Consider the following 22,871-nt stretch of genomic DNA (forward strand, 5'->3'; position numbering starts at 1 on the left):
AATAAACATAATGAGTCAGCTTTTTTGATGTTTAAGCTGGCTTTTTGTTTGTTATTCGCCCTGTTGATGTCATCCTAACGTCAAGACAAAAATAAGTAAATACACCAAAAACAACAACAAAGAATACTGCACTTTCACTAACTTTTTTTTACATAATGTTTTAATCCAATAGATTCTAGATCAGCCAATACGGTTCAGTTAAGTGAATAGTAGGTTGAGTTGAGCGATAGCGAAACCCAATAAAGTCTTGATAATGTTGGGTTTCGTTCCTCAACCCAACCTATACCAGTTTTGGTTTTAACCTTAAGTGAACTGTGTTGCCAGATAAGCAATTATTAGCATAGCAGGGCTAAAATTTTGCAAAATTTTAGCCCTGCTACGCCACTATACATCTACTTTTCTACTCAAAAATCGATTAGTAATCCTAATATTAATTAATTTATAAACGTCCTAGTAATAATTCATATTTTTGAGAAAATTAACTATATCTACATTGATGAAATATGAATGTAGGAGTAGAAAAACACCTCTGGGAATTATTGACGTGCTGAAGTTTCAAAAATGATTGTGTAAGGAGTGGATAGGGACTTCTGCAAAACCATGATTGCATATAGTTAGTTCTGGACTAGTCAATTTTTGCAGCGATTTGCTTAAATCCTCTGTAAGTTGCTTGGCGTTTTGTTTGGCTTTGCCAATAGTATAATCCTTGACATTAATTGCTGGGCCAATGTTGATCATGACATCTGCGCCCCAACTTGGATAAGGCTCGCTGTAGTTAATCCCCACTGGGATAATTTTGACCTCTAATCCTGGTTGATATGATTCTGCACTTAGAGCCAAACGGGAAATTCCTGGCTTGAGAGTATGAACCTTACCATCCCGAAATATATTACCTTCAGGGTAAATAACTAACATTTTTCCTTGTTGTAACACTTCCACCGCATGACGGAGAGTCGCAATAGCAGGACGCTTTGTATCTACAGGAAAGCCGCCCATACGGCGTACAAACCAACCTTGTAACCCTTGACATTCATCAACCGTCACCATGAATTGTAAGTCTCTACCGGTAACGTAACGACCAGCAGCATAGGCTAGTAGTAAGGCATCCCAACGAGCGCGGTGAGTAGGGGCTAAAATTACAGGGCCAGTTGTGGGAATATGTTCCTGTCCGGTGATTTGGATTTGTCCAAAAAAGAACGGTAAGAGGAAATGATATCCTAAAAAGTAAGCTGTAGAAGTCAATAAAGGTGATATATTACCTTCATAGACGGCTATTTGGGGTTTCTGAGCGGTCTTTTGGGCTTGTAAAGGACAGTTATCAGAAGCAGAGTAAATTTCCATCATGTGGGTAGCTGCAAATTAACTGGTAAGATACGGCAAAAAATTAGGTAATGTAGTTACACCGTAAATTTTCTTCCTCAATTTGTGTGATCACAGCTGGACAGTTTTGTCTCTGTCTGCGACTGTTTTTGATTTCGCTTAGTAGCAAACCAATTTTGTAATTGTTGACGACAGGCTGATTCTAAGATACCTCCGATAACTTGCAGACGGTGATTAGAGGCAGCACTATCAGGAATATTGATCACAGTCCGAATTGCGCCAGTTTTAGTATCGTCCACTCCATAGACAAGTTTAGCTAAACGCGCTTGTACGATCGCACCTGCACACATGGGACAAGGTTCTAAGGTGACATACAAAGTACAACCATGAAATCGCCAGCTTGGTAAATTTTTCCTAGCCGCACGCAAAGCCATAATTTCTGCATGGGCTGTAGGGTCTTGATCCCGTTCTTTTCTATTTTCGCCTTCAGCAATCAAATTACCGTCAGCATCAGTAATGACAGCCCCCACAGGAACTTCCCCCGCATCACCAGCATTTTGTGCTAACTCTAAGGCTCGGTTCATCCAGTGACGGTAAGTTAAATATTCTGGGGATTGGGGATTGGGGACTGGGGATTGGGGACTGGGGACTGGGGATTGGGGATTGGGGATTGGGGATTGGGGATTGGAAAACAAGGGATGATTGCTAATGACTAATGACTAATGACTAATGACTAATGACTAATGACTAATGACTATTGACTATTGACTATTGACTATTGACTAATGACTGTTCTAACAGGGTATCAAGTTGACCTTTGGTGTCTAACTCATATAGGTCATCGCAACCGCCGATGTGTTGGTTATTGATGAAAATTTGTGGTACAGTGCGGCGACTGTTGGCTCGTTCTGCCATTTTCGCTCTTGCGGCCTCGTCTCCATCGATTTTGTACTCAGTAAAATTTACACCTTTCCACCATAGTAATAGCTTGGCTCTAATGCAGTAAGGACAAGTTTGCCAAGTGTACATCTCAACATCTGCTTTGATTCGTTCGGGATGACGACCAAGTAGGGGATTGAGAAAGTCCAACATAGTTTTAATGTGATGTTTTTTAAATAATTATAAAGTGGACACCAAAGCAGGTTTTATTTCAATAGTCTCATTTGTCTGGAAATGTCAATATTTTTAGTTTTAGTGAGTTTAAATTATTAGTCAATTTTTCAAGAATTTTGATAGTTTTTCTAGTTTGACTTTCTCTGCAACGATTATTTTTGTTTATACCAGCTGTACATCGAGAAATTAAATTTCTCAACCTGAAATAGAGATGAGATTTTACACACAATCTTAGATACTATCGATTTTAGCAGTAAAACTTAACACATCAGTAAATTATTTAGTTAATACTATTTCTTTTATTGGTTCACACACGTATCCGCCCTTTGGTAGACTTAAGAACTGAAATGGCCAGATGAAAAGACGCAAAAGTCAAGCAGTTGAGAGGGCGACTCTGTGGAAAATACACTTGGATTAGAAATTATTGAGGTAGTCGAACAAGCCGCGATCGCATCTGCGAAGTGGATGGGTAAGGGCGAAAAAAATACTGCTGACCAAGTAGCAGTAGAAGCAATGCGGGAACGCATGAATAAAATCTATATGCGTGGTCGCATTGTGATTGGGGAAGGGGAACGTGATGACGCTCCTATGCTGTACATTGGCGAAGAAGTTGGGATCTGTACCCAACCAGATGCTAAAGACTTCTGCAACCCCGATGAATTAGTCGAAATTGATATTGCGGTTGACCCCTGCGAAGGTACAAACTTGGTAGCCTACGGACAACCTGGCTCAATGGCTGTACTGGCAATTTCTGAAAAAGGTGGTTTGTTTGCTGCACCTGACTTTTACATGAAAAAATTAGCAGCACCTCCAGCTGCTAAGGGTAAAGTAGACATCAATAAGTCAGCTACAGAAAACCTCAAGATTCTGGCTGAGTGTTTAGATCGGGCAATTGACGAACTGGTAGTAGTAGTCATGAAGCGCGATCGCCACAACGATTTGATCAAGGAAATTCGGTCAGCAGGCGCGAGAGTACAGCTAATCGCCGACGGTGACGTAGGTGCAGCCATCTCTTGCGGTTTTGCTGGGACTAATATTCATGCCTTAATGGGTATTGGTGCGGCTCCTGAAGGTGTCATCTCCGCAGCCGCAATGCGTGCTTTGGGCGGACACTTCCAAGGTCAATTGATCTACGATCCCGAAATCGTGAAGACAGGTTTGATTGGCGAAAGCAAAGAAGCTAACATCGAGCGTTTGCAATCTATGGGTATCACTGACCCTGATAAGGTCTATGATGCAAATGAATTAGCCTCTGGAGAAAACGTACTGTTCGCAGCTTGCGGTATTACCTCCGGCAACCTCATGCAAGGTGTGCGCTTCTTCCACGGCGGTGCAAGAACTCAAAGTTTGGTTATTTCCAGCCAGTCTAAAACTGCTCGCTTTGTAGATACCATTCATATGTTTGAACAGCCCAAGATTGTTCAACTGCACTAAGAGTTAGGGACTAGGGACTGGGGACTGGGGACTGGGAAGAAGTAGCAGGGGGCAGAGGGCAGGGGACAGGGAAACAAGGGAAAAATTTTTACTCCAATCCTCAGTACCCAATCCCCAGTACCCAATACCCAATCCCCAGTACCCAGTCCCCAATCCCCAATCCCCAAAATAATCCATTACTAAACTACCGATAAGAAATGAATATTGCAGTGGTGGGGTTAAGCCATAAAACAGCCCCAGTCGAAATTCGGGAAAAGCTGAGTATTCCAGAACCACAAACAGAAAGCGCGATCGCTCATCTTATCAGCTATCCCCATATTGATGAAGTTTCTATCCTCAGCACTTGTAACCGCTTAGAAATCTACATTGTGGCTGCGGAAACCGAACACGGTGTCCGAGAAGTGACTCAGTTTCTTTCTGAACACAGCAAATTACCTATAAATTCTTTGCGGCAACATTTATTTGTACTGCTCCATGAAGATGCTGTGATGCACGTTATGCGGGTAGCAGCTGGTTTAGATAGCTTAGTCCTCGGTGAAGGACAAATTCTGGCTCAGGTGAAAAATACTCACAAACTGGGACAGCAATATAACGGTATAAAAACAATTTTGAATCGATTATTTAAACAAGCAATTACAGCCGGTAAGCGGGTGAGAACGGAGACTAGCATCGGTACAGGTGCAGTATCTATTAGTTCGGCGGCTGTAGAACTAGCACAAATCAAAGTAGATAATTTAGCAGCCTGTCGTGTGGCAATTCTCGGTGCAGGGAAGATGTCGCGCTTGCTAGTACAACACTTGATTTCTAAAGGTGCTACACAAATCAGTATTGTCAATCGTTCCCGCGATCGCGCTCAAGAATTAGCACAACAGTTTTCAGAACAGCCCATCCGCATACACTTGCTCTCAGAAATGATGCAAGTAATTGCCGAAAGTGACATAGTATTTACTAGCACATCATCAACTGACCCCATTTTAGATAAAGCAAAATTAGAGATGGTTTTAGCTCCTAACCAACCTCTAATGCTATTTGATATTTCTGTACCACGTAACGTCCATACAGACGTAAATGAACTATCTCACGTAGAAGCATTTAACGTGGATGATTTAAAAGCAGTCGTCGCTCAAAACTATGAAAGCCGAAGAAAAATGGCTCAGGAAGCCGAACGACTTTTAGAAGAAGAAGTTGATGCTTTTGATATTTGGTGGCGCAGTCTTGAAACCGTCTCAACAATCAGTTCACTGCGGAATAAAATCGAAACCATTCGCGAACAAGAATTAGAGAAAGCTTTATCAAGATTGGGTTCGGAATTTGGCGATAAACATCAAGAAGTCATAGAAGCTTTAACACGAGGAATTGTTAATAAAATTTTACATGATCCGATGGTGCAATTACGCGCCCAGCAAGATGTAGAAGCCAGAAGACGATGTATGCAAACTCTACAAATGCTCTTCAACTTGGATGTAGGTGAGCAGTTTAGTTAAATTAGGGGTGTAGGGGTATGAGGGTATAGGGGTGTAGGGGTGTAAGGGTGTAGGGGTAAATTTTTACACTAATACCCAGTTCCCAGTTCCCAGTCACCAGTCCCCAGTGATGCACTGAGCTTGTCGAAGTGTCCCTAACCCCACACCCTTTTGTGAAAAACTATAATTCCCTATCTGGACTAGAGGTAGGTGATTGCGGTTCAGGCTGGGAATTAGTAGGAGACACTACAGAAGGTGTGTCACTGTCGCTATCTAAGCGACTACTGACATCAATATAAGGAGCTGAAGCACTTTCATATAGTGAAGGTGTTCCTGTTTCGCCTTTGCGCCAAGCCAGGAGATTATCTAGTGTTGTGACTGCGTCTTGTCCTGGCTTCAGAGTAAAAATAAGCCTTTCACAACGACCATTGATTTGACTGGCGGTACAAACTACACGCTGACGATTCATCATACCCACAGTGATGAATCTTAGCCTTCTTTGTTGACGGTAAATTTCTAACCGCCTGCTAACTTCTCTACATCTGGTGAAATTATCATAACCACTGTTTTGAAAAAAATTAGAAGTCCAGCGAATCCAAGGTTCTCGCTCTCCGCTAAAATTGCGATACATTGTGATCGGTTTGCCTGTGGACATATCACAGTAAAAACCTCTAGTACGTTGTGTCCAACCAGGTTGCTGTGTAGTGATCACTGCACTAATGGTGATCGCACCTGTTGTGATCAATGTTCTTAAACAGAAAAATTTCATATAATCTTTGGGGATTAATTCATAAAAAATACTGAATTCCCCCAATTATAAAATACCGTCATATACAGTAAGATTTTCTCCTGATTTGTTAAATATATAGGGGCGCACAACTAACTAGTTGCACGCCCCATTAGAATTTCTGCTGGACTCGATTACGAATAACTATGAAAGGTGCCTGATTCTTGCTCTATAATCTAGCAGCGCACCTTGGCTAACTACAGTGCGCCCGTTTCTTTTGTGCGTTGGTATCTGTCCTTTTTGCAGAGCCATGTACAGGGTACTTTGGTCTACACCTAAAAGTCTAGCTGCTTGCACGAGCGAAGTACCTGGTTTGGGCATACCTGGTTTCTGCTTTCTTCGACGGAATGATGATTGGAACATGGCGAAATGTGAAGAACTACTTAAGAAAACTCAACTTTTTTCACAACGAATCGCAAAATTAACATTAATCAAAATTAACCAAAGCAGAGCTTGTGCTGCATCAGATGATTACAGCATTAGTAATTCGATCTACCTCTAATTAGATTGGGGTCGAATTAAGTATAACAAATTATGAACAGAGAACAATTTCAAACCCTGCTACAATTTTTCAAAGCGTTGGCTGACGAAAGCCGATTAAAGATTTTAGGAATCTTAGCTAATCAAGAGTGCAGTGTTGAGGAATTGGCAGCATTAATGCAACTCAAAGAGCCTACAGTTTCCCATCATTTGGCCAAGCTAAGAGAGTTAAATTTAGTGACAATGCGCCCAGAAGGTAACAGTCGCATATATCAATTAGACAGTGAAGTTTTACAACGTATCAGCAAGGAAGTTTTCACTACTGAACAACTAGCATCGCTCATAGAGGATGTTGATACTGAAGCCTGGGAGAGCAAAGTCTTAAAAAACTACGTAGAAATAGAACAAACTAGTACAGGAATGGTACAACGTCTCAAAGAGATTCCCGCTAGTCGCAAAAAGCGTTTAGTAATCCTCAAATGGTTAGCCAACAAATTTGAGTCAGGAGTTAACTATTCAGAACATGATGTGAATGATATTCTCAAAACCTATCATCCAGACTACGCCACCTTAAGACGAGAATTAGTTGGCTACCACCTAATGCAGCGAGAAAACGGCGTTTATTGGAGAGTAGTCATTAGTCATTAGTCATTAGTCATTAGTCATTAGTCATTAGTATTTTTCCTCTGTTCCAATGCCCAATGCCCAATTCCCAATTCCCAATGCCCAATTCCCAATGCCCAATCCCCAGTCCCCAATCCCCAATCCCCTATTGCCCTAAATAAGCTTCTAATACCTGGGTATTGTTTTGAATTTGGGCTGGTGTGCCATCAGCTAAATTTCTGCCTTCTGCTAGTACCCAGACGCGATCGCACAAGGACATAATTACATCCATGTTGTGTTCAATAATTAGAAAGGTCATGCCGTCTTGACGATTCCAATTTTGAATGCGATCGCATATATCATCAATTAATCTGGGATTGACTCCGGCTGCTGGTTCATCCAGCAAAATCAACTTGGGGTTTGTCATTAAGGCTCTACCCATTTCTAGTAGTTTGCGTTGTCCTCCAGACAAACCACCAGCATATTCGTAGGCTTTATGGGCTAATCCCACAGATTCCAGCACCGTCATTGCTCTGGCTTTTAATTCCTTTTCTTCCTTCGCAACTACGTGGGGTTGTAGCTGTACCTGCCAAAAATTTTCCCCTGTCTGTTTTTGGGCTGCTAGTAGCATATTTTCTAACACTGACAGCCTAGAGAGTGTCCGCGCTACTTGAAAGGTGCGGACTAATCCCTGTTGGGCGATTTGGTGGGGTTGTAGGTTTTGGATGGGTTCACCGTCAAAAATTACGCGTCCCTTATCTGGACGAATGAAGTTAGAAAGTAAGTTAAATAAAGTAGTTTTCCCAGCACCATTGGGGCCAATCAAACCAGTGATGCTACCTTGAGCTACTTCGATTTGGGCTTCATTGACAGCTTTGATCCCGCCGAAACTTTTACAAAGTCCGCTAGCAGCTAATAAGGGAAGTGGGGATGATTGGTTATTTACCAAGGGTGAGTTCCTCCTTTTTCCCTAAGATACCTTGAGGCCGCCAAATCATCAGCACCATCAAAATTAAACCAATTACCATAATCCGAAATGCACCCAAACGCGCTTCATCTAGGGGGATAATTTTTGGTAAAAGTTCACGGGTAATGGCATCGTAAGCAAAGTAAATTACTGCGCCTAAAATTGTGCCGACATTATTACCAGAACCGCCCAAAATTACCATAATCCAGGAGTCAAAAGTTAGCTGTGGTTGGAAGTTATCAGGGTAAATAGCACTGATTTGCCAAGCAAAGAAAGCACCAGCCACACCTGCGATCGCACCACCTAACATCAAGGATTGTAGCTTGTACCAAAACACATTTTTACCCATTGCTTTGGGTATTTCTTCATCTTCACGGATGGCTTTTAAGACTCTACCCCAAGGCGATCGCACTAAATATTCCAGTCGCCAAAATACCAGTGCTAACACTAACAGCGATAACAGCATTAAACCCGCCTTGGGCAAGTAATTATAGAGTGTAATCACCCCAGAAATATAAATGAGCAGTGCTAATACACCTAAGATACTGCCCACCACCAACCGCGAAATCAATTCTTGCTTGTTACCAACTCTGTAACCTGAATCAACAACCTGTGGTTTTTGAGCAATGCGAATCCACCGCCATAAAGAAAAAATCGTAACCGCCAACAGCAGCGTTAAGATACCAATCATCCCCAAACGAAACACCAAATTTGGCTGTGTCGAAAACGGAATCGGATAACTCTGGACACCAAAAGCCCCAGATACCCAAGTATCACCCACAGGTAACTCCTGGTTATTCACCACCAAGCGGATGAGTTCACCAGTCCCGATGGTAACAATGGCTAAATAATCTTCCCGCAGGCGCAAAGTAGCTAAACCGATAATTAAACCTAATAAAGCCGCCACAGCTGCCCCTATCAGGGCTGCGATGAATAGAGGTACACCCCTAAGACTTAATAGCACCGTAGTATAAGCACCCAAGGTCATAAAAGCGATATGACCAAAATTAATTAACCCTGTAAAACCCCACTGTAAATTGAGTCCTAAACTAAACAGGGCAAAGGTGGCTGTAGAAATTGCAAGAAAAATTAGATATTCAATCATTAGTTATTAGTCAATAGTCAATAGTCATTAGTCATTAGTTATTAGTCATTGGGTAAGATTCTACCTTGTCCCCAATCCCCAGTCCCCAGTGATGCACTGAGCTTGTCGAAGTGTCCCCAGTCCCCAATCCCCATCCCGTTAAACATGGACGATTTTTGGGAACTATAAATTTGTGTTTTGGTTAATATGAAGAATAGATGAACTTGTTGAGAATTAGAATCCATCATTTAATTGAACAGTTAGGGGACGAGGAACTGGAAAGTGTTTGGCATGATATCCATGCGCTGCACTGTGATTTTTATATGCTAAAAGCAATACAACAAGTCAAGCGATCGCAGCAACCGTGGGATATCTTAACCCATGATGAAGCCGTCCGAATGTTGATGTTTGTTTAGGATTGGGGATTAGGGACTGGGGATTGGTGACTGGGGACTGGGATAAAGGAGGCAGGGGGGCAGGGAGCAGGGAGAAATGGGGAAATTCTTCTCCCCCCTGCACCCTGCACCCTGCTCCAATTCCTCTTCTATGCCCCATGCCCCATGCCCCATCCCCTATGCCCTATGCCCCTACTAAGGTGAACGCAGTGAATCTAGAAATGCGTTATGCGAGGTCTTTTTTAGTAGACCTGAAAAGTTTAGAATCAGCTGCCTATCAGCGAGTATTCGATTTTGTGTTTTATGAGTTTGCTGACAAGTGGAATTTGCATTCTCTTCCAGAGTTGCGACAGCTGGATGATGAGGGCATTTTTCACAGGTTTACCATTGATAATTATTTGGTTGGGATAGAAATCAGGGGTGAGATTGTTAAATTTCTTCGCGTCATACCTATGCCAGATGTTTAAGGTGAAGCGTTTCTCAACACTAAAAACTGTATAAGGCAAAGCAGGGATGGGTCTACCGTTACATTACACTTGATTTTAAGGACACTTTACTAGAGATTTCCCTATGGATGCGAAGGCACTTTGGCAACGATACCAAGATTGGTTATATTTCCACGAGGGATTAGGACTGTATCTAGATGTAAGTCGGATGCGTTTTGATGATGCCTTCGTGAAGTCGTTGCAGCCGAAGTTTGACAAAGCGTTTGCGGAGATGGCTCAATTGGAGCAGGGTGCGATCGCCAATCCCGATGAGAACCGCATGGTGGGACACTACTGGCTAAGAAACCCAGATTTAGCCCCCACTCCAGAACTGACACAAGAAATTGTGCAAACCTTAGAACAAGTGGAAGCCTTTGCCGAAAAAGTTCACACAGGTGCGATTCATCCACCTAAAGCAAACCGCTTCACAGATATTATTTCTATTGGCATAGGTGGTTCTGCCCTTGGCCCTCAATTTGTTGCTGAAGCCCTCGCCCCAGACTTTCCGCCCCTAAAAATTCATTTTATCGACAACACCGATCCCGCCGGTATTGATCGGGTTCTCACTCAACTGAGAAATCATCTTGCTAGCACCTTGGTACTAGTGATCTCCAAATCTGGAGGCACACCAGAACCGCGTAATGGCATGATTGAAGTCAAAAAAGCCTATGCTGGACAGAATTTAGATTTTGCTCAATATGCAGTAGCTATTACTAGTGCTGATAGTAATCTGGATAAATTAGCAAAAGCTGAAGGTTGGCTGGCTAGATTCCCTATGTATGATTGGGTAGGCGGACGGACTTCGGAAATGTCTACCGTTGGGTTAGTTCCCGCCGCCTTGCAAGGGATTGATGTTCGCACCATGCTAGAAGGTGCAAAAGAAATGGACGACGCTACCCGCGTCAGTGATGTGAAAAATAATCCGGCGGCGTTGTTGGCGTTGTCTTGGTATTTTGCGGGTAACGGTAAGGGTGAAAAAGACATGGTTGTTTTACCCTACAAGGACAGTTTGCTGTTGTTTAGCCGCTACTTACAACAGCTAGTCATGGAATCCTTGGGTAAAGAAAAAGACTTAGATGGCAATGTTGTTTATCAAGGTATTGCCGTTTATGGTAACAAGGGTTCAACTGACCAACACGCCTATGTGCAACAATTGCGTGAAGGTGTACCCAATTTCTTTGCTACCTTAATCGAAGTTTTGGAAGACCGCAGTAGCGCATCTCCAGAGATTGATCCTGGCGTAACTTCCGGTGACTATCTCTCTGGTTTCTTACAAGGAACTCGCCAAGCCTTGTATGAAAATCAGCGTGACTCCATCACTGTCACCATTCCCCAAGTTAACGCTAGGACTGTGGGCGCATTAGTCGCTTTGTATGAACGGGCTGTAGGTTTATACGCTAGCTTGGTTAACATTAACGCTTACCACCAGCCAGGGGTAGAAGCTGGTAAAAAAGCGGCTGCGGCTATTTTGGACTTGCAAGCTAAGGTAGTAGGCTTACTGCAAAAAGAAAAATCAGCCCTCTCTTTGGCAGAAATTGCAGATAAATTAGGTGCGGCTGATCAAGTTGAAGCTATTTACAAGATTCTGCGTCACTTGCAGGCTAACCAACGCGGTGTAGTTTTGCAGGGAAATCTTGCTCAACCCAGCAGTTTAAAAGTTTCTCTAGGCTAATAAATTTTATACTGCTACACAAAAGTTCAAGCAGTAATAGTTCTATTAATTTTAAAACCCGCTTTCATCAAGCGGGTTTTTTTGATGTGCAGAAAGTCAAAATTAATAAATTCATGTCTGTAATACCAATTCTCCAAAATTAGGCAACAGATGTAAAGCCTGAAACTCATACCAATTCACGAAAATTTTGAAATAGATCCAAATCCGAAAACCTTTGTCAAGTCAGGATTTCTCAATTGCGTTAGCGGAGCGGGGCGTTAGCCCATTGCGAATTGCGAATTGTGAATTGGTATCAGATGGTGTATGACTTTCTGAATTGCGAATTGCGAATTGCGAATTGGTATAAACTGTTTCACCGCACACAAAAGCAAATCTTTTAGTGTGGATTGTCTATCTGTGGTTAATTAAGTGCTGATTAAAGTAGCTTTTGGGCAAGAAACAGCGATCTGGTAAGAAAGGATTGTCAGTATACTGAGATATAAATTTTAGTGGCGGTTCTCTATGACAAAAAGGTGCGATGATTCCCCACTCTTCTGCTAACCAAATCCAATATCCTATTTCGATTTTGCCGTAGTTGGATACAGTATCAACTTCTCCCACACTATTATCAAGTGGTACTAATTCTGGTGATGACTTAATTTCTGTGAGTAGCCAGGCTAATTCATCGATAGTAAAGTGATAACCGCAGTTAGCCGCTATTTGGACAAATTGTTGAGGAGTTTTAGATGCTAATAATTTATCTTTGACAGATGGTGTTGTTTGTGCGAAATCAAGAAACGTCCAAATCTGCTTTCTGGTGACAAGAAACCAAGCTAGTTCTTCTAAGGTTAAGTTATAGCCATTTTCAGTGGCAATGCTAATAAAATGCTCTGGATTTTTTGCCCTTCCCAATTGACTCTTGACAAGGAATTTATCTTCTACAGAGGCGAAAAAATCATTGATTTTTTGCCATGTTAATCTATTATAATTATTATTAAGTTTTGTATTTTTTCTCCACTGCTGGTATTCGTCTTCTTGGAGAAAGAACGCCCAAAGTTGGTAATACATATTCCATTTTACCTCTGATTTGAAATTTACAAGGGTTTTCTTAACTATTAGTGTAATCAGTATATCCTTACTTATTCGACAGTATAAATTTAAAAGTTTTTGTAAAGTATACAACTCAGGATTTAGGTATAAAGTTAACGTAATATTCAAAACTAGTAGTTATATTTACGTATAAAACTTTCCAGCAAACAAAAAGGCGATCGCTGTTTTCCTGTTACTTTGCTTAACATTCGAGGAAATGCGATCGCTCTCTAGTTATTGTCACTTTTCTTTATCTAAAACTATCTCAATACTGGTACTCTGAAAACTAACCTTTAGCTAACTGGTAATTCGCGTAAAAGGTTTTCCGCACTGTATAATGCGCTATCCGCTACAATTAAAGCATCTATATCAATACTTTCTCGAAAATTAACGACCAGCCCTATTTCATCGATGATTCCTGCTACTATACCCAGGTGATCTAGATTTTTTACTTCAATATTCAAGGGCGAATTCATTTTCACTTTACATTTCATCAACTATTTTTAGCTTTTCATGATGGCCGCTTATACAATCCTAATTTTATTTATTTTTTGACTTTTACCTGGATTTTGGCTATTAACTTTACTTCTCAGGTTTGATCGTCTCAATTTTTACTAATATTCATAACTTACTTATTCCTCTGTGTGCCAGTTTTGGGTGCGGAATGTGGGACAAATGATTTAACTACCGCCACAACCACCGCAACCACCACCGCAGGAACTACCGCAGGAACTACTGCTACAGGAACTACTACTACAGGAACTACCGCCACCGCAGCCAGAAGCACTACTGCATGAACTACTAGATGAACTAGAACTACTGTATCTGCTTGTTCTGGCGAATTGTGGGGGGAAGAAGATTTCGTGATAGGGGTTGTAAACTGTTCCCGCCAATGCTTCCACACCAAACAGTGCGACAAGTAAGTTGTATTCTGACAAAGAAGCGGTTTGAGATTTGGCTTTGGATTTTAATTGTGAGAATGTTTCCTGTAGTTGTTGCAGATATTTTTTGCCTCGATCATTGAGTAGCGATCGCTCACTAACTAGCCACATTAACCAGATAATAGCAGCTACACCCATGATGATCAAGAAACCAACGTTATAGCGTCCTTTAGCTAAGGCGATGAGGAGTTTATAGCCACCAAGGCTAAAAATAATCATTGCCCCCATTAAGCCGACTTTAATCCGCCATTGGTGATGGTTGGTAGTAGTCAATAATTGTTCACTGTGCAGTTCTTCTTCATAATCTTGGCTGTATGGTTGCACAACTTGGCTTGCTAACCACAGAGATGCTGTTGCTGTGGAGGGGATGGAAATTTTCTGAAAAACTGCCTTTTCTATTGGCTGCAATTTAGCCACATCAGGATGATCTGGTGTTTGGCTGATGGACTGTTCACTAACTTGCAAATAACCTTGCAAAATCAAATTAAATAACGCTGTGTGAGCGATTCCGGCATTTTGAGAACGCAGATAAGCAATTTTGTAAGGGTTTGGATTGGCAGGAATTAACGGTAAAGGCTGGTTTTTGCTGGGATATTGCACTAAACGCCAACAAACTACCAACGTTATGGCAATTACAGAACCGTAAAGCACTAAAAAATCAGTCCCATACATATCTGCAATTGGGTTATGCAGCAATGAATCCATTGCTTAATACTCCTTGTAAGGAAATTACTGTCAATGAGAGAAAATGAACGTCAAAATTTTTGCAGCGTCTTTACAACATCTCGTTTTCTCAACTCTGTACGCCATTATAACACAGTGTCTGATCGCACCTATTTTTAAATAGAGTTACGGTGAGTCGCAACGGCTGAATAATAAATAGCCTGCTAGGGAAGCAGGCTGGGAAATTTGGGTTTTTGATTACTGAAGTGATGCTCTAGCTTTTATAAAAAAACATTCAAAGTTTCCAATCCATGTACTAGTAGGGTGGGAATTGGTTTGAAAGACTGGGTTTGGTCAACTTGAAGATGCGGAAATTCTTTTAGCAACGCCCTAAGAGCAATCTTGGCTTCTAATCGAGCTAAAGGTGCGCCCAAACAAAAATGAATACCATGACCAAAGGCAAGATGTTTATTTGGGTCTCGATCAATAATAAAGCGATCGCTATTCTCAAACTGAAGTTCATCGCGGTTCGCAGAACTTATCCACGCCCAAACAAGTTGTCTGGGAGGAATGATCTGGTCTCCGATTTGAGTTTCTACTTTGGTATATCTTTGTAAGTAAGTAATCGGGGAGCGATAACGCAGGACTTCTTCAATGGTAGTTGGTAATAAAGACAAGTCATTCCGTAACCGTCGATTTTCATCAGGATGCTCATGCAGAGACAAAATCGTATTGGTAATTAAGTTAGTAGTAGTTTCATTACCAGCCAGCAAAAGAATCATACAAAAATCAACGAGTTCCTGTGCTGTTAACTTTTCTCCTTCGGCATAGGCTGCAATTAAATCACTGATTAAGTCGTTGCTGGGACGCTGCTGGCGTTCTTTTAGTAATTGTCGAAAATAATCAGCCATGTCTTGAATAGCAGTTTGACTTCCTGCCATAATTCCATCTGACCAACGTTTGAAGTCTTCCCGATCTTCAACAGGTATACCGAGAATTTCTGCAATTACAATGACTGGTAAAGGAGTCGCGAAAGAGTGTACTAAATCGACTTGTTTGTGTTGCTTCATTTGCCCCAATAACTCATAAGTCAGTTCGGTAATCCGAGGGGCTAATGCGTCAACTTGATTTACTGTAAAGACTTTTTGGACGATTGAACGCAGAGATTGGTGTTTAGGTGGATCAGTTGTAGCTAAAGATTGACTGAAATCTTCTCGTTCTTGAAGTTGTGGCAATTGGGAGGAAAAGCTTTTCCATTCGCTCACCACCCGTGACACATCATCATAGCGAAACACCATCCAACATTGATGTTCTGTACTGTAGAAAACAGGTGCTTCTCGGCGCATTTTAGCCAACCAAGCAAAAGGATTAAGGAGGAATTGTGAATCGGTTGGTTGTAATTTGGAAACGGTAGTCATCATCATCTCCTTGTGTAAAAAATTGCAGGTTGAACTGCGCCAGATATCGATGGTATCTGGCCAGTTATAGGCTGTAAGAAAACCGTTATGAAAAGACTATGTTTGCAGTCGAGCGATCGCACTGACTCCACTCATGCACCACTTGCTTTAAGTCGGCAGAGCCGCCCAACGCAGTGGCTCCCATCTTTAAGGGGGATTTAGGGGATCAAAACGATGTGGGACAAGGTTATAAGACTTGTGTGTACACCGTAGTTCCTTGCAGGGGAGAGGTACTCTACGAGAATAGCTTTGCTCTATGGAGAGGGGTTTTCTAAATACTGTGAAAAGTCAGGTTCGCGATAGCATTGCGTAGCAAAAGGTAGTCCTTACTACAAAACGCATTTCCCAATTTTTACATTGCTTAATGTAGTTTGGTTTTTTCGCACAGATGTACTTAGTTACTCTTGAGCTAGTTTTAGTAACGTTTCAATCACCTGCTGTTGCAAGGATTCATCTGGAGTTCCTAAACCAAAGATGTGGACGAAGGTAAGACCATCAAGTGCTAGACGAATTACAGTTGCCATTGCTGGATTGAGTCCACTGTCCTCGATTAGCTGTTGCCAATCAGCTAATTGTTTTTGCACCGGCTCTAGTAATTCTGGATTTTCTGCGATCGCAGCTAAAAAACTAAAATGAATGGCAATCGAGTCAGCGTCAAATTTGCGATACGACCGGATATAAGCTCTCAGCCAATGTCCTGGTGTATTGGGTGCATCATCTTGCTTCAATTCATGCTCTAGTAATAATGTCTTTTCATCAATTAGCTGTTGCAACATCCCAGAAATTAAGGCTTCTTTGTTAGGAAAGTGGTAAAGTAATCCACCTTTGCTGACACCAGCTTCACGGGCTACAGCTTCCAATGTCAGAGCCTTAGAACCATGTGCTACCATCACTCGCCCTGCTGCTTCTAACAATGCCTTACGAGTCACAGATGCAGATTTTGTTTTTTTGCTAGCAGTCATAAAGTTGAATGATGGATTTATAGATAAGTTGTCCGGTGAAGACGGTTTATCTGGCTGCAAGATGGTTTTGGATTCAGTTTCTCAACTAATTTACGTTAAAATCGCACATTTTTGAGTTCAGTCTGTTATTAGTCAGTTGTCATTTGTCTTTCTATTAAGTGTAATCATGATTTTTACCGTCTGGTTGGTACACTAAAACTATATTACCGTCTAGACGGTACAGTGTCAACTAAACTATTCGGTATTGAGCTGGTCAGATATACGTCATGGCAAGATAGTCTAGAAACTGCGATCGCCTCTTTATACCGACAAGTCGAGTTTGAACCGGAAACCGTCGAAAACCAATAGGAGACATTCTCACCGATTGGTATTTTTGTAAACTAGCGTATACTTGCTCACAGTGTAATTTGTGCATTTATACAACGGGGAGTATTAACCAAAGCATGATTTTTTCTCTCTATGGCTCGACAATCGAAAACACTCCACTTATTCGGTGTCTGTCTAAAATTTTATACTTACTATTGAAAATAAGCGATCGCCACAGTACACTCAAGGCAACGCACAGCATAGCATCTATATCAGGAGAATGTATTTACTTTGCGTACTGCCCACTGTGTCAAGTTTAAAGATAAATTATGCTCAGTAGCGTTGACCGTTTATTGTTTGTCCGGCGAGTCCCGATTTTTAAAGAACTGCGGGATGATTTCATTGTCCGCCTGACTTCAGTGATGCACGAGTTGCATTTTCCAGCGCATCATACCATTTTTCGACAGGGAGAAGAAGGGCGATCGCTGTATATAGTCGTCTCCGGTAGAGTCAAAGTCCATATTGGGGAAAAGCAGCTAGCTGTTGTAGATCAGGGAAAATACTTTGGTGAAATGGCAGTATTTGATACTCAACCCCGTTCTGCTTCTGTCACCACCTTAGAACCATGCGAATTTTTGGAACTCACCCAAGAGCAACTTTATGACGCAATTGAAGAAACTCCCGAAATTGCAGTGAATATTATCCGTGAGTTATCCCGTCTAGTTCGCCGCTTGAATGATAATATCCAATTTACAGCTTCAGGTAGGCATTAATCCAGCATAAAATAGGTGACGAGATAGGGTTGATTATGAAAATTTATATCTTTTAAATGCTTCTGACTAGCGAGACTACGCACCAGTAAAATATAGAAGAAACACTTTTTTCTTCCCTTATACCCCTACACCCCTAAACCCCTAAACCCCTGTATTTCTTAGGAGTTGATGTTGTATGTGTTCGCAGCAGTAAAATCAACTTTCTTGTGATTAATATCTGAGTCAAATCTAGCATTCTCTAAATTTGCGCCTCTGAAATTAGTAATACCATTAGTGGTGATTTCTTGGATAGCTAAATTTAGCGATCGCATGGTCATAGCCAGTAAAATCACAGTTAAAATTCCCAAAATACTCCCCAGTAGATAACTTTGGGTACTCAAATAGGCAAAGGCGACACTGCTAATTAAAAAAGCCAAACCATAATTACAAATAAACCCTGCAACCGCAACAATTACTCGCATCAAACCATTCTTAAATACAAAACATAAAATTGCCGTTATTATGGATAATATAAGTGCAGATATTACAGCAGCTTGGGGATTTTTATTTTGTAGAAGACCGCCATAATAAAAACCAATTAATGCTGCTGAAGCCACACCTGATATAGTTGTAATTAAATTTTCTAAGCTTGATTTTTGAGTAAAAACCCTCCTCAAACTTGCGCCTATTCCAGAAATTGCCAAGCTGATAACTAAAGCTTTAGTATATGACCATGCTGGTATTTCTGGAGTGTTTCCTAGTACCCCAAACGCCATTTCGCTAACTGCTATAAAAGTTAAGCATAAAACAACGAATGCAGTAATTCGCAAACTCATAAATATTCTAGGTGACTGACCAAATTTCGCTTTCACAAAATTAGCTCTTTGTAATTGTGCATGGGAAAAATCACATCCACGCACATCAGCACCACTAAAATTTGCATCATGAAGTTGCATTGCTTTAAATGAGCGATTTTGCAAATTTTGGTGACAAAAATTGAAATTATCACTATCCATTTTTCAGCTTAGAGTAAAATTAAACTAATTTCCTATTACCAATAAATTAGCAAAATTAGCAATGCAATGGCGATATATTCCCAAAACACCTAACTATTGCTTTATTGCCGGTACTCTTTTATTATCTTTACCAATATTAATGTATGGTTGGGGTCATTTTCGTCGTCCACCCCGCAGCGAAACACAACAAGAATTATTTCGGGGGATTGTTTATCAGCGTTTGATCGAGTCAAATCCACGTCCTGTAATAATTCATATCGTGACAATTGATCTAAATACACCTGGAATTAAACCATTTGTAACTCCAGATATTGAGAATTTAGCAAAAAACAGAGTCCAGAAACAAGAAATTATCGACAATGAAACTAAAGCGAGAACAACATCTGAATTTGTCGAAGAATTTCAAGTTAAACTCGCCATCAATGGGAGTTATTTTCATCCTTTTCGGGAGGTAACTCCGTGGGATTATTATCCTTATAGTGGAGATAAGACAAAGGTATTAGGACAAACTATTTCCAATAGTAAAATATACGCCAGCAAAAAATCAAGTTGGTATGTTTTATGTTTTACTAACAACAACCAAGCCCAAATTCCAGGCGGTGAAGAATGTCCGAAAAATACTATTCAAGGATTAGCAGGAGATGACGTATTAGTTTTTCAAGGAAAACCCAAGATAAATATTTATGCAAATTCCTCAAACGACAAACCATATTCGAGAGTAGTTGCAGCTACCGACAAAGCAGGTAAAAAATTGTGGTTAGTTTTGGTAGATGGTAAACAACCACTATATAGCGAAGGATTTACTAAAAGAGAATTAACCAAATTTATGACAAAATTGGGTGTTTATAATGCCATAAATCTCGATGGAGGAGGTTCTACTACATTGGTAGTAGCAAACCCAGACAAAGAGGGGAAGCCCAAAATTTTAAACGCTCCCACCCATACTAAAATACCAATGCGCGATCGCCCAGTTGCTAATCATCTGGGATTCTATATAGATTAATATTTTACAGCAGCAGATATGGTAGCTTTGCGTTTAGAAAAGGTAACAGAACAGCACACGCAAATTCTCTATCCATACATTAGTAACCCAAAAATGTATGAGTATTTAGAAGAACCAATCCCCACACTTTTAGAAGTTCAGCAACAATTCCGGTTTGCAGCCTTAGAAAAATCGCCAGATAATGAAACTATGGTTTGGCTAAAATGGGTTGCTGTCACTCCTCAAAATCAATACATTGGTCTAGTGGAGATAGGTATTTTTGATGACCAATATGCAGAAATTGGTTTTATGACCTTTGTGGATTTTCAAAAGCGAGGATATGCACCTATTTACTGTTACCTGGCTATCAATGAAACCCAACAACGTTTTCAGCTTTCATCTTTACACGCATCAGTGAACGAATACAATCTAGCTTCCCGTAAGGTAGTAGAAAAACTGGGATTTAATTTAATTAAAGTTAACCAGAAAGCCGAGTTGATTAAAGGTCAGCTTACTGATGAATTAATTTATTGCTTAACATTTTGAGTTGAAATATTTAAAGTTCAGACATTGTTGGAGAAAATTGTGAGGAATTTCTAAACTATTTCCCCAGTGCAGATGAATGTAGGAAGCATGAATATTTTTTGGTGAACACCATCCCTCAAAGCCTAAATTTTCTTCTACATCGAAGCGATAAGTTGTAAATAAAGGCTGTTCACAATTTGAGATAACATGAGAACGATGAAACTCATGGCCATAGAGATTTGAGCCTGCTTTGACTAATAAATTATCTTGCAAAGCGACAGCACGACGATAACCCAAAGTCAGCTTTTTATCCATTACTGCTGATGTGGGTAATATTCCCACCATCGACCAAGATTGACCTTCAAAATCAATGATTTGTTCACATAAATACATTAAACCCCCACACTCTGCTATTGTAGGCATTCCGTCTAAAATAGCTTGTTTAACACTTTCACGGGCGTTATTATTAGCCGCTAATTGTTGAGCAAATACCTCTGGAAAACCACCGCCAAAATACATTCCCTGCACACCTGGGGGTAATTCTTTATCCGTTAAAGGACTCCAAAAAACTAATTCCGCACCTAAATTTTCTAGAATATCTAAATTATCTTGATAGTAAAAATTAAAAGCGCGATCGCGTGCTACGGCAATTTTAACAGGCATTGGGCATGGGGAATTGGGCATTGGGCATTGGGCATTGGGCATTGGGGTTAAATCTGTCCTTATTCTTGTTACCCTATTTACCGATTCCCGATTCCCAATTCCCAATTCCCGATTCCCGATTTCCAACAAAGGTAATAAAGTTTGCCAATCAAAGCAAATATCACCTAAATCAGCGAGGCGATGAATGACTGTGTCTAGTTCGGGGAGTTCGGCGGTGGGAATTAGACCTAAATGGCGGTCAGGAATGGTAATGTTATCTTGACGACGCAAAACGCCCAAAATGGGTAATTGTAAGGGTTGGAGGGAATTTTTGAGGAGAGAGAGATGGCGATCGCTCCCTACCCGATTCAGCACTAAACCGGCTATTTTAATTCTGGGGTCAAATGAGCAATAACCGTGAGCGATCGCTGCGACAGAACCAGACAAACGGCTACAATCAATTACTAACACCACAGGTAAATCTAATAAGCGTGCAATATGCGCCGTACTAGCAAAGTCAGTGCTGAGTGCAAAGTGCTGAGTGCTGAGTACATCTTCCTTTCCATACTCAATGCCCGATGCCCGATGCCCAATGCCATCAAACAACCCCATCACCCCTTCGACTAAAGCATATTCGCTTTCTTGATGATGACGAGCAAAACACTGACGAACATAGGTTTCCGAAGTCAGCACTGGGTCTAAATTCCGACAAGCGCGCCCTGTAACATAAGTATGAAACATCGGGTCAATATAATCCGGGCCGACTTTGAAAGATTGCACCGCCGCACCACGCCGACACAAAGATGCTAAAAGAGTGAGTGTGATTGTTGTCTTACCCACTCCGCTACGTTCCCCAGCAATAACTACAGCCATAAAAATCAGGTGATGTCTTGATTCATTCCACTATCTCACCATTGAATTTTAAAGCATACATGATTTTGAGTTGGCACTACTTACCCATTAGTTGCGTCACGTTCGTAGTGAGGACTTTAGTCCTCAACAAAATCAGGACTTAATAGAGTAAATTAAGCTCATTAATCTCAGTATAAATATTTAGAGAATAATGCCAATTTCATTCCAACCCAAAAGCATCAATATTAACGTTTGGTTAACCAAATTACCTTTCATTTTCCCCTTTCACACCAAAACCTGCTTTAATTTCCGGCGTTTACTCCCCATACTATTTGCTCTATCATTTACTACAACTTTACTGCTGAGTAATTTACAGCCAATCAATGCTCAACTACCCCAATATCCTAGTCAAGAAATCCGTGGCGTGTGGCTGACAAATAATGACTTTGACATCCTCAGAAATCGCGCCAAAGTGCAGGAAACATTTGCACAATTGCGGCGGTTGAACTTTAACACAGTCTATCCAGTGGTTTGGAATGACGGTTACACAAAGTATCCTAGTGCAGTCATGGAACGGATGAATATCCCTTTTTTCTTTAGAGGGACACAAGGTCAAGATGTGATTGCAGATGTGCTGAATCAAGCGCGCAGTCAAGGACTATTAGCAATACCTTGGTTTGAGTTCGGTTTCATGGCTCCCTTGACATCAGAACTAGCTTCTCAACATCCAAACTGGTTGACACAAAAGCGGGATGGTACTCAAACTTCGATTTCGGCTGCGGGTGAAGTCGCATGGCTGAACCCCTTCCACCCAGAAGTACAACAGTTTATTACTGACCTTGTGGTAGAAATTATCACCAAATATAACGCTGATGGGATTCAATTTGATGACCACATGAGTT

Annotated in this window: 25 protein-coding genes and 1 pseudogene; 11 read left to right on the forward strand and 15 right to left on the reverse strand. The window is 41.0% G+C overall.

All coding sequences use genetic code 11. The features are described from left to right. Positions 1–555: 555 nt before the first annotated feature. From CV014_RS02880 to grxC, 3 genes are all read right to left on the reverse strand, one after another. Positions 556–1,344: a lysophospholipid acyltransferase family protein gene (locus CV014_RS02880; protein WP_236140639.1), complete on the reverse strand. Its 789-nt coding sequence runs from the start codon at positions 1,342–1,344 to the stop codon at positions 556–558. A gap of 74 nt (positions 1,345–1,418) precedes the next feature. Continuing rightward, entirely contained in the window at positions 1,419–1,904 is a 486-nt protein-coding gene (gene tadA, locus CV014_RS02885; RefSeq protein ID WP_236140640.1) for a tRNA adenosine(34) deaminase TadA, read from the reverse strand. 184 nt (positions 1,905–2,088) lie between these two features. After that, positions 2,089–2,412, reverse strand: coding sequence for a glutaredoxin 3 (gene grxC, locus CV014_RS02890; protein ID WP_236140641.1), 324 nt, complete (start codon positions 2,410–2,412; stop codon positions 2,089–2,091). Between the two features lie 417 nt (positions 2,413–2,829). Between grxC and glpX the strand changes: the two genes are divergently transcribed. Beyond that, the gene (gene glpX, locus CV014_RS02895) at positions 2,830–3,867 is read left to right on the forward strand and encodes a class II fructose-bisphosphatase (RefSeq protein WP_236140642.1); all 1,038 of its coding nucleotides are present in this window, start codon (positions 2,830–2,832) and stop codon (positions 3,865–3,867) included. Here glpX and CV014_RS02900 read toward each other — a convergent pair. Beyond that, positions 3,864–4,034, reverse strand: a complete 171-nt coding sequence (locus CV014_RS02900) for a hypothetical protein (protein WP_236140643.1) — start codon at positions 4,032–4,034, stop codon at positions 3,864–3,866. The genes glpX and CV014_RS02900 overlap by 4 nt on opposite strands. 30 nt (positions 4,035–4,064) lie before the next feature. Here CV014_RS02900 and CV014_RS02905 point away from each other — a divergent pair, with 30 nt between their 5' ends. Next, positions 4,065–5,351, forward strand: a complete 1,287-nt coding sequence (locus tag CV014_RS02905) for a glutamyl-tRNA reductase (protein WP_236140644.1) — start codon at positions 4,065–4,067, stop codon at positions 5,349–5,351. Positions 5,352–5,511: 160 nt separating this feature from the next. Here CV014_RS02905 and CV014_RS02910 read toward each other — a convergent pair whose 3' ends face one another. Both CV014_RS02910 and CV014_RS02915 read right to left on the reverse strand, forming a co-directional pair. After that, a complete protein-coding gene (locus tag CV014_RS02910; protein WP_236140645.1) occupies positions 5,512–6,099 on the reverse strand; it encodes a COP23 domain-containing protein in 588 nt (195 codons plus the stop codon). Positions 6,100–6,261: 162 nt separating this feature from the next. Further along, entirely contained in the window at positions 6,262–6,480 is a 219-nt protein-coding gene (locus tag CV014_RS02915; RefSeq protein WP_329608317.1) for a helix-turn-helix domain-containing protein, read from the reverse strand. A 171-nt stretch (positions 6,481–6,651) separates the two neighbouring features. Here CV014_RS02915 and CV014_RS02920 point away from each other — a divergent pair, with 171 nt between their 5' ends. Beyond that, the gene (locus CV014_RS02920; protein WP_236140647.1) at positions 6,652–7,245 is read left to right on the forward strand and encodes a DUF2087 domain-containing protein; all 594 of its coding nucleotides are present in this window, start codon (positions 6,652–6,654) and stop codon (positions 7,243–7,245) included. Between the two features lie 121 nt (positions 7,246–7,366). Here the strand turns inward: CV014_RS02920 and CV014_RS02925 are convergent, their stop codons facing one another. Continuing rightward, entirely contained in the window at positions 7,367–8,149 is a 783-nt protein-coding gene (locus tag CV014_RS02925; RefSeq protein ID WP_236140648.1) for an ABC transporter ATP-binding protein, read from the reverse strand. Further along, on the reverse strand, positions 8,139–9,272 hold the full coding sequence (locus tag CV014_RS02930) for a branched-chain amino acid ABC transporter permease (protein ID WP_236140649.1): 1,134 nt from the start codon (positions 9,270–9,272) through the stop codon (positions 8,139–8,141). The genes CV014_RS02925 and CV014_RS02930 overlap by 11 nt, the downstream gene beginning before the upstream one ends. 197 nt (positions 9,273–9,469) lie before the next feature. On the opposite strand from CV014_RS02930, the gene CV014_RS02935 reads away from it, so the two are divergent. The 3 genes from CV014_RS02935 to CV014_RS02945 all read left to right on the forward strand — a co-directional run bounded on the left by CV014_RS02935 (position 9,470) and on the right by CV014_RS02945 (position 11,803). Next, positions 9,470–9,667 (forward strand): hypothetical protein, encoded by a 198-nt coding sequence (locus CV014_RS02935; RefSeq protein ID WP_103138589.1) that lies wholly within the window; start codon positions 9,470–9,472, stop codon positions 9,665–9,667. 188 nt (positions 9,668–9,855) lie between these two features. Next, complete coding sequence (locus tag CV014_RS02940; RefSeq protein WP_103140789.1) at positions 9,856–10,113, forward strand: cytotoxic translational repressor of toxin-antitoxin stability system; 258 nt, start codon at positions 9,856–9,858, stop codon at positions 10,111–10,113. 103 nt (positions 10,114–10,216) lie between these two features. Then, entirely contained in the window at positions 10,217–11,803 is a 1,587-nt protein-coding gene (locus tag CV014_RS02945) for a glucose-6-phosphate isomerase (RefSeq protein ID WP_236140650.1), read from the forward strand. A 390-nt stretch (positions 11,804–12,193) separates the two neighbouring features. On the opposite strand, the gene CV014_RS02950 is transcribed toward CV014_RS02945, so the two are convergent. The 5 genes and pseudogenes from CV014_RS02950 to CV014_RS02970 all read right to left on the reverse strand — a co-directional run bounded on the left by CV014_RS02950 (position 12,194) and on the right by CV014_RS02970 (position 16,894). Next, on the reverse strand, positions 12,194–12,850 hold the full coding sequence (locus CV014_RS02950) for a Nif11-like leader peptide family natural product precursor (protein WP_236140651.1): 657 nt from the start codon (positions 12,848–12,850) through the stop codon (positions 12,194–12,196). A gap of 383 nt (positions 12,851–13,233) precedes the next feature. Continuing rightward, positions 13,234–13,347: pseudogene (locus tag CV014_RS30560) on the reverse strand (DUF4277 domain-containing protein); the annotation flags it as partial. A gap of 204 nt (positions 13,348–13,551) precedes the next feature. Then, a complete protein-coding gene (locus CV014_RS02960; RefSeq protein WP_236140652.1) occupies positions 13,552–14,517 on the reverse strand; it encodes a TIGR04222 domain-containing membrane protein in 966 nt (321 codons plus the stop codon). Between the two features lie 239 nt (positions 14,518–14,756). Further along, positions 14,757–15,899, reverse strand: a complete 1,143-nt coding sequence (locus CV014_RS02965; RefSeq protein ID WP_236140653.1) for a cytochrome P450 — start codon at positions 15,897–15,899, stop codon at positions 14,757–14,759. 431 nt (positions 15,900–16,330) lie between these two features. Continuing rightward, on the reverse strand, positions 16,331–16,894 hold the full coding sequence (locus tag CV014_RS02970) for a TetR/AcrR family transcriptional regulator (RefSeq protein ID WP_236140654.1): 564 nt from the start codon (positions 16,892–16,894) through the stop codon (positions 16,331–16,333). A 222-nt stretch (positions 16,895–17,116) separates the two neighbouring features. Here CV014_RS02970 and CV014_RS29835 point away from each other — a divergent pair, with 222 nt between their 5' ends. Together CV014_RS29835 and CV014_RS02975 are read left to right on the forward strand one after the other, a co-directional pair. After that, a complete protein-coding gene (locus tag CV014_RS29835) occupies positions 17,117–17,242 on the forward strand; it encodes a hypothetical protein (RefSeq protein WP_268964458.1) in 126 nt (41 codons plus the stop codon). Positions 17,243–17,529: 287 nt separating this feature from the next. After that, the gene (locus tag CV014_RS02975) at positions 17,530–17,973 is read left to right on the forward strand and encodes a cyclic nucleotide-binding domain-containing protein (protein ID WP_236140655.1); all 444 of its coding nucleotides are present in this window, start codon (positions 17,530–17,532) and stop codon (positions 17,971–17,973) included. 158 nt (positions 17,974–18,131) lie between these two features. On the opposite strand, the gene CV014_RS02980 is transcribed toward CV014_RS02975, so the two are convergent. Continuing rightward, positions 18,132–18,908: a pentapeptide repeat-containing protein gene (locus tag CV014_RS02980; protein WP_236140656.1), complete on the reverse strand. Its 777-nt coding sequence runs from the start codon at positions 18,906–18,908 to the stop codon at positions 18,132–18,134. Positions 18,909–19,029: 121 nt separating this feature from the next. Between CV014_RS02980 and CV014_RS02985 the strand changes: the two genes are divergently transcribed. Further along, positions 19,030–19,971, forward strand: a complete 942-nt coding sequence (locus CV014_RS02985; protein ID WP_236140657.1) for a phosphodiester glycosidase family protein — start codon at positions 19,030–19,032, stop codon at positions 19,969–19,971. 18 nt (positions 19,972–19,989) lie between these two features. After that, positions 19,990–20,496, forward strand: coding sequence for a GNAT family N-acetyltransferase (locus tag CV014_RS02990; protein ID WP_236140658.1), 507 nt, complete (start codon positions 19,990–19,992; stop codon positions 20,494–20,496). Here CV014_RS02990 and CV014_RS02995 read toward each other — a convergent pair. Next, complete coding sequence (locus CV014_RS02995; protein ID WP_236140659.1) at positions 20,485–21,990, reverse strand: cobyrinate a,c-diamide synthase; 1,506 nt, start codon at positions 21,988–21,990, stop codon at positions 20,485–20,487. The two genes, CV014_RS02990 and CV014_RS02995, sit on opposite strands and share 12 nt — an antisense overlap. Positions 21,991–22,180: 190 nt before the next feature. Between CV014_RS02995 and CV014_RS03000 the strand changes: the two genes are divergently transcribed. After that, a partial coding sequence (locus CV014_RS03000) for a glycoside hydrolase family 10 protein (protein WP_236140660.1) occupies positions 22,181–22,871 on the forward strand: 691 nt, incomplete at its 3' end.

The sequence above is a fragment of the Nostoc sp. CMAA1605 genome, assembly GCF_021596505.1.
Classification (GTDB): Bacteria; Cyanobacteriota; Cyanobacteriia; order Cyanobacteriales; family Nostocaceae; genus Trichormus.

Coding starts and splice junctions, on each gene's coding strand:
- CV014_RS02970 (WP_236140654.1), bottom strand. CDS start 16,894: ATGACTGCTAGCAAAAAAACAAAATCTGCATCTGTGACTCGTAAGGCA.
- CV014_RS02905 (WP_236140644.1), top strand. CDS start 4,065: ATGAATATTGCAGTGGTGGGGTTAAGCCATAAAACAGCCCCAGTCGAA.
- CV014_RS02990 (WP_236140658.1), top strand. CDS start 19,990: ATGGTAGCTTTGCGTTTAGAAAAGGTAACAGAACAGCACACGCAAATT.
- CV014_RS02935 (WP_103138589.1), top strand. CDS start 9,470: ATGAACTTGTTGAGAATTAGAATCCATCATTTAATTGAACAGTTAGGG.
- CV014_RS02930 (WP_236140649.1), bottom strand. CDS start 9,272: ATGATTGAATATCTAATTTTTCTTGCAATTTCTACAGCCACCTTTGCC.
- CV014_RS02965 (WP_236140653.1), bottom strand. CDS start 15,899: ATGATGATGACTACCGTTTCCAAATTACAACCAACCGATTCACAATTC.
- CV014_RS02915 (WP_329608317.1), bottom strand. CDS start 6,480: ATGTTCCAATCATCATTCCGTCGAAGAAAGCAGAAACCAGGTATGCCC.
- CV014_RS02960 (WP_236140652.1), bottom strand. CDS start 14,517: ATGGATTCATTGCTGCATAACCCAATTGCAGATATGTATGGGACTGAT.
- CV014_RS02920 (WP_236140647.1), top strand. CDS start 6,652: ATGAACAGAGAACAATTTCAAACCCTGCTACAATTTTTCAAAGCGTTG.
- CV014_RS02975 (WP_236140655.1), top strand. CDS start 17,530: ATGCTCAGTAGCGTTGACCGTTTATTGTTTGTCCGGCGAGTCCCGATT.
- CV014_RS02950 (WP_236140651.1), bottom strand. CDS start 12,850: ATGTATTACCAACTTTGGGCGTTCTTTCTCCAAGAAGACGAATACCAG.
- CV014_RS02945 (WP_236140650.1), top strand. CDS start 10,217: ATGGATGCGAAGGCACTTTGGCAACGATACCAAGATTGGTTATATTTC.
- CV014_RS02985 (WP_236140657.1), top strand. CDS start 19,030: ATGCAATGGCGATATATTCCCAAAACACCTAACTATTGCTTTATTGCC.
- CV014_RS02880 (WP_236140639.1), bottom strand. CDS start 1,344: ATGATGGAAATTTACTCTGCTTCTGATAACTGTCCTTTACAAGCCCAA.
- tadA (WP_236140640.1), bottom strand. CDS start 1,904: ATGAACCGAGCCTTAGAGTTAGCACAAAATGCTGGTGATGCGGGGGAA.
- grxC (WP_236140641.1), bottom strand. CDS start 2,412: ATGTTGGACTTTCTCAATCCCCTACTTGGTCGTCATCCCGAACGAATC.
- CV014_RS02910 (WP_236140645.1), bottom strand. CDS start 6,099: ATGAAATTTTTCTGTTTAAGAACATTGATCACAACAGGTGCGATCACC.
- CV014_RS02995 (WP_236140659.1), bottom strand. CDS start 21,990: ATGGCTGTAGTTATTGCTGGGGAACGTAGCGGAGTGGGTAAGACAACA.
- CV014_RS02980 (WP_236140656.1), bottom strand. CDS start 18,908: ATGCAACTTCATGATGCAAATTTTAGTGGTGCTGATGTGCGTGGATGT.